Source organism: Achromobacter sp. F4_2707 (assembly GCF_047501535.1).
Lineage (GTDB): Bacteria > Pseudomonadota > Gammaproteobacteria > Burkholderiales > Burkholderiaceae_B > Yanghanlia.
In genome coordinates this window covers 277384-292206 of the sequence record NZ_JAZDRJ010000002.1, presented here as the reverse complement: position 1 = coordinate 292206, position 14823 = coordinate 277384, and the positions used below count along the sequence as shown (strand labels likewise).

The 14823-nt window shown below is 56.9% G+C and carries 11 protein-coding genes; 8 read left to right on the top strand and 3 right to left on the bottom strand.

Translation table 11 applies throughout. The annotated features are described in order from the left end of the window. Positions 1-15: 15 nt before the first annotated feature. The 3 genes from VRY85_RS03355 to ccsB all read left to right on the top strand — a co-directional run bounded on the left by VRY85_RS03355 (position 16) and on the right by ccsB (position 4265). Positions 16-711 carry a c-type cytochrome gene (locus tag VRY85_RS03355; protein WP_414597252.1) on the top strand — a complete coding sequence of 232 codons (696 nt, stop codon included), beginning with the start codon at positions 16-18 and terminating at the stop codon, positions 709-711. Positions 712-905: 194 nt separating this feature from the next. Beyond that, a complete protein-coding gene (locus VRY85_RS03350) occupies positions 906-2894 on the top strand; it encodes a cytochrome c biogenesis protein ResB (RefSeq protein ID WP_414597251.1) in 1989 nt (662 codons plus the stop codon). Positions 2895-2906: 12 nt separating this feature from the next. Next, positions 2907-4265 (top strand): c-type cytochrome biogenesis protein CcsB, encoded by a 1359-nt coding sequence (gene ccsB, locus VRY85_RS03345; protein WP_414597183.1) that lies wholly within the window; start codon positions 2907-2909, stop codon positions 4263-4265. 274 nt (positions 4266-4539) lie between these two features. Here the strand turns inward: ccsB and VRY85_RS03340 are convergent, their stop codons facing one another. From VRY85_RS03340 to lptM, 3 genes are all read right to left on the bottom strand, one after another. Next, a complete protein-coding gene (locus tag VRY85_RS03340; protein WP_414597182.1) occupies positions 4540-7398 on the bottom strand; it encodes a putative bifunctional diguanylate cyclase/phosphodiesterase in 2859 nt (952 codons plus the stop codon). Positions 7399-7585: 187 nt separating this feature from the next. Then, a complete protein-coding gene (lysA, locus tag VRY85_RS03335) occupies positions 7586-8863 on the bottom strand; it encodes a diaminopimelate decarboxylase (RefSeq protein WP_414597181.1) in 1278 nt (425 codons plus the stop codon). A gap of 12 nt (positions 8864-8875) precedes the next feature. Further along, entirely contained in the window at positions 8876-9067 is a 192-nt protein-coding gene (gene lptM, locus VRY85_RS03330) for an LPS translocon maturation chaperone LptM (RefSeq protein WP_414597180.1), read from the bottom strand. A gap of 393 nt (positions 9068-9460) precedes the next feature. Here lptM and badH point away from each other — a divergent pair, with 393 nt between their 5' ends. The 5 genes from badH (at position 9461) to VRY85_RS03305 (ending at position 14803) form a co-directional block, all read left to right on the top strand. Then, positions 9461-10228: a 2-hydroxycyclohexanecarboxyl-CoA dehydrogenase gene (badH, locus tag VRY85_RS03325; RefSeq protein ID WP_414597179.1), complete on the top strand. Its 768-nt coding sequence runs from the start codon at positions 9461-9463 to the stop codon at positions 10226-10228. 34 nt (positions 10229-10262) lie between these two features. Beyond that, positions 10263-11045, top strand: coding sequence for a 2-ketocyclohexanecarboxyl-CoA hydrolase (badI, locus tag VRY85_RS03320; RefSeq protein WP_414597178.1), 783 nt, complete (start codon positions 10263-10265; stop codon positions 11043-11045). A 96-nt stretch (positions 11046-11141) separates the two neighbouring features. Next, a complete protein-coding gene (gene aliB / locus VRY85_RS03315) occupies positions 11142-12299 on the top strand; it encodes a cyclohexanecarboxyl-CoA dehydrogenase (protein WP_414597177.1) in 1158 nt (385 codons plus the stop codon). Between the two features lie 66 nt (positions 12300-12365). After that, entirely contained in the window at positions 12366-14015 is a 1650-nt protein-coding gene (gene aliA, locus VRY85_RS03310; RefSeq protein ID WP_414597176.1) for a cyclohexanecarboxylate-CoA ligase, read from the top strand. Further along, positions 14012-14803, top strand: a complete 792-nt coding sequence (locus VRY85_RS03305; RefSeq protein ID WP_414597175.1) for an enoyl-CoA hydratase-related protein — start codon at positions 14012-14014, stop codon at positions 14801-14803. The genes aliA and VRY85_RS03305 overlap by 4 nt, the downstream gene beginning before the upstream one ends. Positions 14804-14823: the final 20 nt, after the last annotated feature.

Genomic DNA, 14823 nt, shown 5'->3' with positions numbered 1-14823 from the left:
ATCATCGAGGTCTTCATGAAGCGTACGCTTTCCAGAATGCTTGTCGCCAGTGGTGTGTTGCTGGGCACCTGCGCAATTTCCGTCAGCCAAGCGGCTGAAGTCAACGCCAAGCCCGATGCGGCCGCAGGCGAAGCACTGTACATTAACGGTGATATGTCGCGCGGCGTCATTGCCTGTGTAAGCTGTCATGGTGACGCGGGTAACAGCGTCATCCCCATCAACCCCAATACGGCAGGGCAACCCTACGAATACCTGGTCAAGCAAATGCTCGACTTCAAGGCTCAGGGAGACAAGCCGCCTCTGCGTAACGGGTTCGATGGCGCGCCTTCGCTGATGGCGCCCATGGCCGCTCCCCTTACCGACGAAGACATCCGTAACGTATCGCTGTATCTGTCGATGCAGAAGCTGAATACGGAAATCGCGCCCACGGCCACCAACGAAGAAACCATGGAACGTGGCATGTCCATCTGGCGCGCTGGTATCGCTGCGCGCGGCGTACCCGCCTGTGCGGGCTGTCACGGGCCTGACGGTGCCGGGGTGCCGGGTAAATACCCACGTATCGCTGGTCAGTTCCCCGGCTACATTGCCGATCAGCTGCGTCTGTTCCGTAGCGGCGACCGCAACAATAGCGCTGAAATGTTTGAAATTGCTGATCGCATGTCCGATCGCGATATCGCCGCCGTGGCCGATTACGCCGCCGGCCTGCGTTGATATCTTTCAACGAAACGTAAAAGGTTTGAGCTTAAACAAACCTGAACAAGAAAGAAGTGGCCGTTTCGGCCACTCCAACAGCTAGAATAGGGGGCACGCCATCCGGGCGGCCCCTTTTTTTTCAAGTGCGATCTGTGACATCTAAGTCTTCCCCGCGCCGACTCAACGCCGACGTGATAGAACTGCTCGGCTCTATGCGGTTCGCTGTCAGCCTGCTGATGTTTATCTGCGTGGCCAGCGTGATCGGCACGGTGCTCATGCAGAACCAGCTGTCCACCGACTACTTCGACCAGTTCGGCCCGTTCTGGTACGCCGTTTTCGATAAATTCGCCATCTGGCACGTCTATAACAGTTGGTGGTTTCTTATCATCATGGCGTTCTTGGTGGTGTCCACCACGCTGTGCGTCATTCGTAATACGCCACGTTTCATCAAAGACGCCCGCTCTTTTCGTGAGCACGTGCGTGGCAGCAGCTTGCGCGCCTTTCCGCATCGGGTCGAAGGCTCTGTGCCTGAAGCGCCGGCGGGGGCGCTGGCGCGCTTGCAGCCCTGGTTGCGCAAGAACGGCTACGCCTGGAAAGAACGCAAAGACGGTGAAAGCATTATGCTGGCGGCCAAAAAAGGCAGCGCCAATCGCCTGGGGTATATCTTTGCTCACGTTGCCATTGTGGTGATCTGCGTGGGCGGGCTGCTCGACAGCGAACTGCCTGTGCGGTTGCAAGTGTGGCTGTTCGATAAAGAGCCGGTCACCGAAAACATGCTGATTTCCCAGGTGCCTGAATCGGGCCGCCTGTCGCTGAACAACCCCAGCTTCCGCGCCAATATGATGGTGCCTGAAGGGGCGACTGCGTCCAACGGCCTCATTGCTGTTGGCAACGGCCTTATCGTGCAGCCCCTGCCTTTCAGCCTGCACCTTAAGGAATTTACGGTCGACTACTATTCCACCGGCATGCCCAGCAGCTTCCGCAGCGTAGTGGAAGTCATTGATCACGAAACTGGCGAACGGTTTGAGCAGGATATTGAAGTTAACGAGCCCCTGCGGTATCGCGGTGTAACGGTTTACCAGTCCAGCTTCGAAGATGGCGGCAGTACGCTCAAGCTCACAGGCTACCCCCTTACCGGCGCGGCCAGCCGGCCATTTGAAATCAGTGGCGTGGTAGGCAGCCGCAGTGAGATCGCAATTAATCAGGGCGGGCGCCAGACGCCGCTTGCCGTGGAATTTACGGGGCTGCGGGTGATCAACGTCGAAGACCTGGGGAGTGGTGAAATGCCTCAGCCCAAGGCTGTCGTTGAGCATGTGGCGGCGGTAAGCGGCAGCGCCGCCTCGGCCAATAATGAACATATGCGTAATGTCGGGCCTAGTGTGCAATACCGCATCATCGGCGCCGATGGCCAAGCTTTCGAATACACCAACTACATGTTGCCCATCGAACTCGATGGCAGCCGCGTCATTCTTGCCGGTATCCGCGAATCGCAAGCCGTGCCATTCCGTTACATACGTATCCCTGTCGATGCCAACGATACGGTTGAAGAGTTCATGAGCCTGCGGGCGGCGCTGTTGGAACCCGGCATGGTCAATATTGCTGCGCAACGGTTTGCGGAAAAGAATGCAAATGCCACGATAGGCGCCGACATGCTGCAAAAAGCCGCAGTCGGCGCGCTGGAAAGCTTCCAGCGTGATGGGTTCAATGGGATACTAGGCAATGTGCCTGAATCCGAGCACGAAAAAGTGCTCAGTTTTGCGGTACCCATGATTCAACTATCGTTGACCGAGCTGCGCGACCTCGTGCGGGTGCGCGAAGGTCGGGAACCCATTGCCCGCAGCGGTGAGGAGTGGCAGGAAGGCCAGCGCTGGGTGCAGATGGCGCTGCTGGCTTTAGCCAATCTGCCCGATTACCCCGCACCTGTTTTCATGACGCTCAGTAGCTTTGAGCAACAGGAGGCTAGCGTTTTCCAGGTGACGCGAAGCCCGGGCAAGAATACGGTTTACCTTGGCAGCCTGTTCCTGGTGATCGGCGTGTTCGCCATGTTCTATGTGCGCGATCGCCGCATCTGGGTTTGGGCCAAGGCAAGCGAAAATGGCGGCACCGAATTACTGGCCGCTATGACGTCGCAGCGTCGCAATCTGGATTTCAACCGAGAGTTTGATCGCTTCAAGGATGCCTTCAAGCGTCTGACTACTTAAAAAGGTGCCATTATGTCCGACACCCTGACTTCATCCGATAACGCGATGTGGGATGACTCCATGTCGGCCAGCGGCGATGCCCGTGGGCAGCGCGGCAAGGTCGACTGGACGGATATCGTCTATTTTGTATTGCTGAGCTTGGGCGTGGTGTACGCGCTCAATAACTATCCTCATGCCATGGACGGCTACGAAAAGGTCATTCTGGCCTGTTCGGTGCCGGTGCTGGTCTGGATGGGCTGGCTGTGGCGGCCCCTGCGTACCTTGTGTGTGGGAGCGGGCCTGATTGCCTTGTTTGCCGTCTGGCTGTACAGCGGCGGAGACGGGCTGCACCAGGGTGACATCACCCGCTCCGAGTCGGTGTTTCTGCTCCAATACCTGCTTTCTTCGCAGTCGGCCATTCTTTGGATGTGCGCCCTGTTTGCGTTGGCAACGGTGGCCTACTGGGTAGGTTATGTCAGCCCTACTGCCGCCTGGATGGCGTCGGGCATGACGTGGGCTGCGGTTTATGCAGGCACAATCGGCCTGTTGGTGCGCTGGCGCGAAGGCCATCTGCTGGGCCCGGATATCGGCCATATTCCGGTCAGTAATCTGTACGAAGTGTTCGTACTGTTCGCCGTCATTACCGCGCTGTTCTACCTCTACTATGAAAGGCGTTACGCCACGCGCGCGCTGGGTGGGTTTGTGTTGTTGGTGGTGACATCCGTCGTGGTGTTCCTGCTTTGGTATTCCGTGACCCGCGACGCCCACCAGATTCAACCTTTAGTGCCTGCCCTCAAAAGCTGGTGGATGAAGCTGCACGTACCCGCCAACTTCATCGGCTATGGCACCTTTGCGTTGGCGGCCATGGTGGGTTTTGCCTACCTGGTGAAAGAACATAGCGAAACGACGTCGCGTCGCAAGTTGATCCCGCTATTTCTGCTGGGGGCCATCATGTGCTCCGAACCCTTCATGTTCGGTTCGCGTGAATTGTCGGTCACCTGGATGCTGTACTTCGGCATTGGTGCGCTAATCGTAGGCGCCATTCTGGCGTTCCGTGGGCCTATCGGTCGTCGCCTGCCTTCTCTGGAAGTGCTGGATGACATCATGTACCGCGCCATCGCCGTGGGTTTCGCCTTCTTTACCGTGGCCACCATTCTAGGTGCTTTGTGGGCGGCTGACGCCTGGGGCACATACTGGCAGTGGGACCCTAAGGAAACCTGGGCGCTGATTGTCTGGCTGAACTATGCGGCCTGGCTGCACATGCGTTTGATGAAAGGCCTGCGCGGTACGATGGCCGCCTATTGGGCGCTGGCAGGCTTGTTGATTACCAGCTTTGCCTTCCTGGGCGTGAATATGTTCCTGTCAGGGCTGCACTCCTACGGCGAACTCTGAGCAAGTCAGCGAGCCGCATTGGTCTGCACATTCGGCCGCTGCACTGTATTAAAAATGCTCGCGATAGCTACCGCTATTGCGAGCATTTTTGTTTTGTACTCCTGAGTCACTGTTAGCGCCTGTGGCCCGGCCTAAACTCTTATACCGAGTCTCTGGGCTATAGCGAGAGCATCTCTGAGCGATACCGAGCATCTCTGAGCAAGCAGGGGCCAGCTAGAGTGCTTGATCAGTAGGGGGGTGATCGGCAGTGGCGATTGATCAACAGTGCGTTTGATCAGGAATTGCGTCTGATATACGCCAGGGTGTCGGGGTTGCCGATCACGTCCGATACGGTTTCCGCGTCAAGAATTTCCATTGGGGTCAGGGCGGCGCTGACCGCGTAGCCTTGTACGTAGTCCACCCCCATTTCTTTCAACAGATCCAGCGCCCTCGGGTCTTCCACCCATTCCGCAATACATACCATGCCCATGTTCTGGGCCAGCTCGACGATGGTACGCACGATTGCAAGGTTGGTGTCGCTGGCCAGCATATCGCGTACGAACACGCCGTCAATCTTGACTGCGTCGGCGTCTAGCTGTTTGAGATAATTAAATGAGGTGTAACCGGCCCCAAAGTCGTCCAGCGCAATCGCCACGCCCATGCTTTTGAGTCGGGCAATGAACTTGTGGGTGCGGTCGACGTTTTGCAGAGCGACGCCTTCAGTGATTTCCACGCACAGGCGATGTGCCAGTTGCGGGTAGCGTGACAGCACCTGAAATAAGTTGTCGATGAACTGATCGTTGTTCAGCGAAACACCGCTCAGGTTGATATTGACTAACTGAGTCTTGCGCAGGCGGTCTTCATGCTTGGAAAGCCATTCCAGCGTAGCGGAGAACACCCATTTGTCGATAATGGTGATGGTGCCGCTTTCTTCGGCGCCCGAGACAATCTTGTGGGTGGGAATCAGCCTGCCGTGAGAGTCTCGTACGCGCAGGAGAATCTCAAAGTTAAAGGATTCTTCAGGGTTGTTAAGCGCCATGATGGGCTGCATTTCGAGGTACAGCCCTTTCGGGGAATCGCCGCCTTCCAGTTGGTCAAACAAGCGCAGCTCTTCGGAGTGAGCTTCCAGCTCACTGGAGTCGATTTCATAAACAACGATGTCCTTGTGCTGCTTGCGAGCGTCTCGGCAGGCTCGTGTGGCCGCGGAGATAGCCGTGGCCTTGTCCATGTCGTGGTGGAGTTCCACCACACCAATTGCAGACCGGACGTTAAAGCTGCGGTGCCCCACCTGATAGGAGCTGCCGTTCAGTGCGATGATGATCTGCTCTGCGGTCCGACGAGCAGCGGGGGCATCCATATTGGGGAACAGAATGATGAATTCATCGCTGCCTATCCGGCCCAGGCTTTGCTGTTTGCTGAGCACCTTGCGCAATCTTTGGGTGATCTGCTTAAGGATATCGTCTCCCGAAGTATGGCCGAACAGACCATTGATGCGCTTGAAATGGTCGAGATCCATATAGCCCAGAGAGCATGGCTCGCCTTTGTTCTTGAGATCTTCGATGGCTTGATCCAGGCGTTTTTCTATGCCTCGGCGATTCAGAGCGTGTGTGAGTGGATCGCTGTCGGCCATGTCACGTAGCTCGGCCATGGCCTGGGTGCGTGCGGTGATGTCCTGCAGCGAGCCTTCCACATGGTCGTCCACCAATACGGCGCGTAGGGCGAAATGCTGCTCGCCCTTGGCGTCTGCAAGATGGATTTCGGTTTCAGTACCTTTTAGGGTGGCTGCGGCGACGGCCTGCCAGTCCTGCGGCGTGAAGAAGTGATCCCAGTACAAGGGGGCGCCGCCACCTTCTTTGAGCCCCAGTATGTTGCGCAACATGGGGTTGATCCGCAGGAACTGACCGTTGGCGTCCAGGGTGAAAAGACCCAGCGGGGCTACGGCATAGCTGGTGACGAGTTCAGTCTGGGCCCGGATGCGTTCCTTTTTGCCGGCGCGGATCATGCCGCTAACTGCCAGGGCGACCATAATGTTGGACAGCAGCAGGATGATAACGCTGGCCAGCGGGTCTTCTGGTTGGCCTTGGCCGGTCAGGGCCAGCGTCAGGGAACTGAGAATAATAGCCAGCGCCAGTGTCAGCGAAATAAAGCGCCACGAGAACAGGCGTTTGGGCTGCTCTGCAATACTGATACCCAGAAGGTAAAGGCCGATGACCACAGCGACCGCCCAGATGCCCCAGCTTAAGAGCTGGAAAACGGGCCACGGCAACAGAAAAGCGGCGACGAATTGACCCACGCCTAGCCATAGCAATACGGCTTGCAGAATTGGGTGCGTATTCTTGCGCTGGCGGAATGATTGGCTGAACAGCGCGTAGGTGACAAGGTAATACGCGGCCAATGTGATTTTGCGTAGGGTGGCTAACCAATCAGTAGGCAGAACGTAGCCCAACCATTGGGTGTCCCAGCCCAGAGCGTAGGCGCCCAAGCGCAGGTTGCCGACCAGCCAGATGGCAACGAGCAGGAAAGCCCATTCTCGGTTGCGTATGGCGATGATGGTAAGAAACACGGCAAGGGTGGCGAGGCCGCCGTCCAGCAAAGCAATAGCGCGATCCAGGCGCTGGGAGGCGGCGAGCAGGTCGCTGGGTTCCCAAAGTTCTGCGGTGAATATAGTTGGCTCTATATAACTGATCTGGCAGAAGAAGCTGGAAAACGATGGGGAAGCCGTGTTTTCGTTGCCGCCAACCATAAGGGCGTAGCCCAGCCGGCTGTTTTGCATGGCCCCCGTGGTGGCGCGGCCCGATGCACTGCCCAGGATTTCCAGAGTGTCGCTGCGCCAGCAAGCCGCCGCTTGTGCGCCCCGCGCGGGAAAGTCGACCACGGTTTTGCGCCCCGCTGGCGACTCAGGCAGATCGATGGAAAACCAGATACTGTCGTTAAGCTCGAGCCGCTGCTGTTGGGGGACGGTGCGCAGCGCTTCCATCGCTTGCTGCGGCGAGGAATGCCCAATAGCTAGGGGAATACTGCGAAAATATAACGCTGCCTGGCTGGAGGTCGCCGGGTAGAGGGGGTTGAGCCCTATAACTGCGACGGCGGTAAATAGTGCGATGACAAGAGGCAGCACCCAGAGTAATAAGCGATTAATACTGCCTTTTCGCATGCCATGCAATCTCTTAATAAGCTCTAGGGGTGTATGACCTTATTGATGGCCAACAACGACTCAGAGCTTGCGTCTTGTTGATTCGCGTGGGCGCCCCATCAACAGAAATAGTAGCCCATGTTTCAGGGAGCGTACCGCTAACTTACTACGGCTTAGTTTAAGAAATCTTTAATTTGGGTCATGTGAGTCAGTCGGTTACGGGAAGAATGTATTCATTTTCAAACAGGCTGGCAATTGATTCGCGCTGCCGCACGACATGGCTGCGTGCCCCGTCCACCATGATTTCAGCCGCTCTGGGCCGCGAGTTGTACTGGCTGGACATGGTAAAAGCGTACGCGCCTGCCGACATAATAGCGAGAATGTCTCCCTGATGGAGTTCAAGCCTGCGATCGCGGGCCAGCCAGTCGCCGCTTTCGCAGATCGGGCCGACAATGTCATAGGTGGGGGTTGCGGAAGTGACAGGGCGGGGCTTGATGGGTTCGACATCGTGCCAGGCATCGTATAGCGTGGGCCGCAACAAGTCGTTCATCGCCGCATCGACGATGGCGAAATTCTTAGCCTCCGAGTGCTTGAGGTATTGAACTTCGGTCAGCAGCACGCCTGCATTGCCCACTAAAGAACGGCCGGGTTCAAGCACCAGTTCCAGGTGGCCCAACCCCGCCTGATCCAGCTTACTGAAGACTTGGGAAAACAGTGTCGTGGGTTCCAGCACTTGCTCGTTGGTGTAGCGAATGCCAATGCCGCCACCCAGGTCGAGGTGGCTCAATTCGATACCTTCGCCTCGCAGGTTCAGAATAAGAGCGATTAGTTTGTCCAGAGCGTCGAGGTAAGGCGCGGCCTCGGTGATTTGCGAACCAATATGGCAGTCGACCCCCACGATATTCAGGCCGGGGAGAGTCTGGGCGCGGCGATAAACGTCCGGCGCGTCTTCAATGGCGATGCCAAACTTATTCTCTTTCAGGCCTGTGGAGATGTAAGGGTGGGTTCGGGCGTCAACATCGGGGTTGACGCGCAGGGAGACAGGGGCCACGCGCCCGCTAGTCGATGCAACCTGGGATAAGCGTTCGAGTTCGGCTTCGGATTCCACATTGAAGCACTTTACACCGGCTTCCAGTGCGGCCTGCATTTCCCATACTTGTTTGCCTACCCCGGAAAACACCACTTTTTTGGGGTCGCCGCCAGCAGCCTGTACACGAGCCAATTCACCGCCGGAAACAATATCAAAGCCTGCTCCCAGGCGGGCAAACTCATTCAGGACGGCCAGATTGGAGTTGGCCTTCATGCCGAAGCACACCAGTGCCTTGCGGCCTTCCAATGCCCGGGCATAGCTATCCCAAGCGTCTTGCAATGCGGCCCGTGAATACACATAGAGCGGGGTGCCGAATTCCTTTGCGAGTTTGACGAGTGAAGCGTCTTCTGCGTGCAAAGTGCCGTTCTTGAGCTGGAAGCGAGGTGCGACAGTCATGATTTCCTGAAATTAACGAGTGGAGGGGCCGGGGGGCGCATCGTGCCCAGGGGGTGTGGTCAGTGTGGTTGGCGGGTCTTCCGGCGGCGGCATATAGAGTGGGCCCTTATAGCCACACGCCAGTAAGCCGCTCAGCATCAGGCCGCAAGCGATCAGGCGCATGCTGCGGCGGGCAATAACCGGCAGTTGAAAAGGCGTTTGCATGGGGTGTCCTTGGTGCGGGGATAAATGAGATGGTATCCGAAAAAAAGCCGCAACCACTCAAGGAGCGGGTCGCGGCATGGACTTTTTTATGGGCAAGCCTTCAGGGCGGCTTAAAAGCGCGTCACGCACGACGAACGCGTGCGATGAAAAAAAAGTGCGAGAGACAGTAACCGGGCAGTATGTCGAAATCTCTTGCTTTCGTCAATATGGGTAAATACCTTTACGTATATATTTTGTTTTGATGTAGAATTTATTCCTCAAATCAGAATAAAGTTCTTAATTATCAATACTATTGATTGGTTGATCTGTTCGCTTAAGGTCATGGCTTACTAAGCTTATATGCAAATAGATTGCCTCACTCAGCAGTTTGTCCGATCGTAAAAGGAGACTCAATTGCGTGGTTTGAAAGATAAATGCGTCATCGTGACTGGCGGCGGAGGCGGCATCGGCAGCGCAACCTGCACCCGTCTGGCCGAAGAAGGTGCAAAAGTTGCCGTTTTTGACATGAACCTGGCTGCAGCAGAAGGGGTTGCCGAGAAAATCCGTGCTAGCGGCGCCAGTGCTCAAGCGTTTCAGTGTGATATTACCGACCGTTCGCAGGTCGATGCCGCTGTGGCCAAGGTGGAAGCTGACCTCGGGCCGGTACATGCATTAGTGAACAATGCCGGGTGGGACGTTTTCAAGCCTTTTCTCAAAACCGTTCCCGAAGAGTGGGAAAAACTGATCAACATTAATCTGGTTGGCGCACTGCACATGTTGCACGCCGTTCTGCCGGGCATGGTGGAGCGCAAGCAGGGCCGTATTGTCAATGTGGCCTCCGATGCAGCGCGGGGCGGCTCGTCAGGCGAAGCCGTTTATTCAGCCTGCAAGGGCGGCTTGGTGGCGTTGGCTAAGACCCTGGCCCGCGAACATGCGCGCCATGGCATTACCGTTAATGTGGTGTGCCCCGGCCCTACAGATACCGCTTTGCTGGCAAGTGTGGCCGAAGGCGCGCGCGACCCGGCCAAGCTGGTTGAGGCGTTTCGTAGTGCTATCCCTCTGGGGCGGATCGGCCAGCCTGACGATCTCGCGGGCGCGATTGCATTCTTTACTAGTGACGATGCTGACTTCATCACCGGCCAGGTCATTTCTGTGTCTGGTGGCCTGACCATGCACGGTTAAGGCGCGTCTTTTTCTCTATATCAGAACACTTATCATGAAATTCGAAGACATTCTTTACGAAGTACGCAACGGCGTGGCGTGGATCACCATCAACCGCCCTGAAAAGATGAATGCTTTCCGTGGCACGACCTGCGATGAGCTCATCAAGGCTTTGAACAAGGCGGGGTATGATCGCGAAGTAGGGTGTATTGTCCTGGCGGGGGCGGGAGACCGTGCGTTTTGCACCGGCGGTGACCAATCCGCCCACGATGGCAACTACGACGGCCGTGGCACGATTGGCTTGCCCATGGAAGAGCTGCATACGGCGATCCGCGATGTACCCAAACCGGTTATTGCACGCGTGCAGGGGTATGCCATTGGCGGCGGCAATGTGCTGTGCACTATTTGCGACCTGACGATTTGTTCCGACAAGGCGATCTTTGGTCAGGTCGGGCCCAAGATGGGGTCGGTTGACCCAGGTTACGGCACGGCATTTCTGGCCCGCGTCGTAGGCGAAAAGAAAGCCCGCGAAATCTGGTATCTCAACAAGCGTTATTCCGGCGAAGAAGCCGTGGCCATGGGCCTGGCAAACATCTGCGTCCCGCACGATGAACTGGATGCCACGGTGCAGGAATGGGCTGAGACGATCTGCGAGCGCAGCCCCACTGCAATCGCCATTGCCAAGCGCAGCTTCAATATGGATACCGCACATCAAAGCGGCATCGCAGGCATGGGCATGTATGCGCTCAAGCTGTATTACGACACCGATGAGTCGCGTGAAGGTGTGAGTGCACTGATGGAAAAACGTAAGCCGGAATTCCGTAAATACGCTAAATAAAACACTCCCGACGGCCACCGGGGCCACCCGGTGGCCCGGGCGTTCGAGTCCGCTGCTTAGAAAACGGCAGTCAATACAAGTTGTTGGAGACCAAGCATGACCCCTAACCCGTACATCGACGAAGACCTCCAAGCTTTGGTCGAGGCTGCCCGCCGCTTCGCCGATGAGCGTGTCAAACCCGGCTACCTTGAACGCGATGTCAGCCGCGATCTGGACCGCGGCCTGCTGCGTGAAATGGCGCAACTGGGCTTTATATGCCCCGAGTTGCCTGAAAGCGTTGGCGGGCTGGGTATGGGCAGCCTGGCTGCCGGTGTGATTCACGAACAAATCGCCCAGGCCGACCTGAGTTTTTCTTACTTGAATCTATTAGCGTCGCTCAATGGCCAGATTCTTTCCAGCCATGGAGACCGCGCTGTTGTGGATCCTTGGCTCAAAAAGCTGGTGCAAGGCGAAGCCATCTGCGCGATTGCCCTGACCGAGCCTCGCGGTGGTTCCGATGCGGCGAACCTGCAGCTGCGGGTTGAGTCGGATGGTGATGATTACATCATTAACGGCGAGAAAACCTCCATTTCCGCCGCCGACCAAGCTGATATCGCTGTCGTGTTCGGTCGCACGGGCGCCAGCGACTCGGGTGCGCACGGCGTAACGGCTCTGCTGGTGCCGATGGATGTCCCCGGTATTAGCCGCAACCGTTTCGATTGTCACGGCCAGCGAGCCATTGGCCGTGGTTCCATCTTTTTCGAGAACGTTCGCATTCCCAAGCGCTATCGCCTGGGCGAGGAAAACAAAGGCTTTGTTCAGGTGATGCAGGGTTTTGACTTTTCCCGCTCCCTGATCGGCCTGCAGTGTCTGGCGGTTGCCAGGGCGGCCTTGACAGAAACCTGGGAATACCTTACCGAACGCCGCGCTTTCGGCCAGCCTTTGTCAGCCTTCCAGGGGCTTACCCACCCGCTGGCACGTTTTGATACCGAGGTGGAAGGCGCGCGCCTGCTGTGTTTGCAAGGCTTGTGGTTGAAAGACCAAGGCTTGCCTCATACTGCTGAAGCCGGTATGGCCAAATGGTGGGGGCCGAAATTGGCCTACGACGTGGTGCACCAATGCCTGCTGTGCTTCGGGCATGGGGGCTACGACCGTGGTGTGATGGAGCAGCGCTTACGCGATATCCTGGGGTTCCAGATTGGAGACGGTACAGCGCAGATCATGAATACGATTATTGCTCGGGCGCGGGCAGGCCGCCGTAACGTGCCGGCCTGAAACAGCGCAAAGCGGCACTACTCAGAAGCAAATACAGAAAAAGCATGAATAAATCAGGAGACAGAAATGGAGTTTGACGCAGTTCTATTACCCGCACGCCGCCCCCGCATGATAGAGCAGGGGCTCTGGCATGAGCGCACCATTTTGCAAGACCTGGCCCAGTGTATTCAGGAGCGCCCGGAAACCGTTGCGTTGACTGCGATTCGCGTTGAAAGTGGCGCGGTCACCCGCTTCACCTACAAGGAGATGGACACCATGGCCCGCCGCATTGCGGTGGGGTTGTCGCGCCTTGGCGTGAAGCGCAATGATGTGGTGGCGTGTCAGTTGCCAAACTGGTGGGAGTTCACCCTGCTTTACCTGGCTTGCTCCTATATCGGGGCAGTCATGAATCCGCTGATGCACATTTTCCGTGAGCGCGAACTCGGTTTCATGCTTAAGCACGGTGAGGCCAAGGTTGTTGTCGCGCCCAGGCAGTTCCGTGGTTTTGATTACGAAACCATGTACAAAAGCCTGCAAGCATCCTTGCCCGAGTTGCAACATGCCGTCATTATCGATGGCGAAGGCCCCAATAGCTTCGAGGCCTTGCTAAGCGGGCCGGAATGGGAAAACGAGCCCGATGCAGCCGAGTTGCTGCAACGTAACCCGGCCGGGCCTGATGACATCACCCAGTTGATTTACACCTCGGGCACAACGGGCGAGCCCAAGGGGGTGATGCACACCGCCAACAGCCTGATGTCCAACATCATTCCCTACGCACAGCGTCTTAAGCTCAATTCTGACGATGTCGTGCTGATGGCCTCTCCCATGGCGCACCAAACGGGCTTTATGTACGGGCTGATGATGCCCATCATGCTTAAGGCGCGCGCCGTGCTGATGGATATCTGGCAGCCTGAGAAGGCCATTGAAACCATATTGGCCGAGAAATGCTCGTTCACCATGGCTTCTACCCCCTTCCTCACCGACCTCACCCGAGGTGTGGTGGAGTCCGGTAAAAGCTTGCCCTCCCTGCGCACTTTTCTGTGCGCGGGTGCACCGATTCCGGGGCCGCTGGTGGAGCAGGCGCGTAGCGCCCTTGGCATTAAGATTATTTCCGCGTGGGGCATGACGGAAAACGGTGCGGTTACCACAACCCGCCCTGAAGACGATGATGAGCGTTCGTTTAATACCGATGGTCTGCCCCTGCCGGGTGTGGAGCTGCGAGTGGTCGATGACAATGACCAGCCTGTGCCGGTTGGCGAATCGGGGCGCCTGCTGTTGCGTGCATGCTCGAACTTTGTCGGCTATCTGAAGCGGCCGCAATGGAACAGCACTGATGCCGACGATTGGTTTGATACGGGCGATCTGGCGCGGCTGGACGACCAAGGCTATGTTCGCATCACCGGCCGCAGCAAGGATGTCATCATTCGCGGCGGGGAAAACATCCCCGTTGTGGAAATTGAGTCGCTGCTGTATCGCCATCCGGCCATCGCACTGGCAGCCATCGTTGCCTATCCAGATGAGCGCTTGGGCGAGCGGGCCTGCGCCGTGGTTGTGCTCAAGCCTGGCCAAGAATTCGACATGGATGAAATGGTTTCCTGGCTGAAATCGAACAAGGTAGCTATCCAATACATGCCTGAACGGCTTGAAATACTGGATGAAATGCCGGCCACGCCATCAGGCAAAATTCAGAAGTTCAAGTTGCGCGAAATGGTGCAGCCCAAGGAGGCCAACACATGACGGGCAGTACCGATAGCGAAGTTTTCATCCGCACTGAAAAGCGCGGCCGTGTTGGGTTGATCACGCTTGATCGGCCCAAGCAGATGAATGCGCTCAATGATGCGCTGATGGACCAACTCGGCGCCGCCTTGATGACGTTTGAGCAGGACGACCAAACAGGCGTCATTGTTATCACGGGCTCACAGCGTGCGTTTGCGGCGGGTGCGGATATCGCAGTCATGGCCGATTGGTCATTCGCCGACGTCTATTGCGGTAACTTCATCACGCGCAATTGGGAAACCATACGCCAGGTGCGCAAGCCGGTTATTGCGGCTGTTGCAGGGTATGCAATGGGAGGCGGCTGCGAGCTGGCATTGGCGTGTGACATCATTGTGGCGGCGGAGTCGGCCCGCTTTGCACTGCCCGAAGTCAAACTGGCGTTATTGCCGGGAGCGGGGGGCACCCAACGGCTGCCCCGCGCCATAGGCAAGGCCAAGGCGATGGACATGTGTTTGTCGGCGCGTATGCTGACGGCGCAGGAAGCAGACCTTTACGGTCTGGTGTCGCGGGTTGTGCCGGATGACGAGCTGCTTGAACAAAGTCTTAAGCTCGCAACAACGATTGCGGAGTTCTCGCTTCCTGCTTTGATGGCAATAAAAACCGCTGTCAATCGTAGTTACGAGGCTCCATTGAGCGAAGGGCTGCTTTTTGAGCGGCACGCCTTATACGAGCGTTTTGCGTGTGAAGACTCTCGTGAAGGGATGCATGCCTTCCTTGAAAAACGCGAACCTGATTTCAAGCATTGCTAAAAAATAGAGCAGGTATTGCT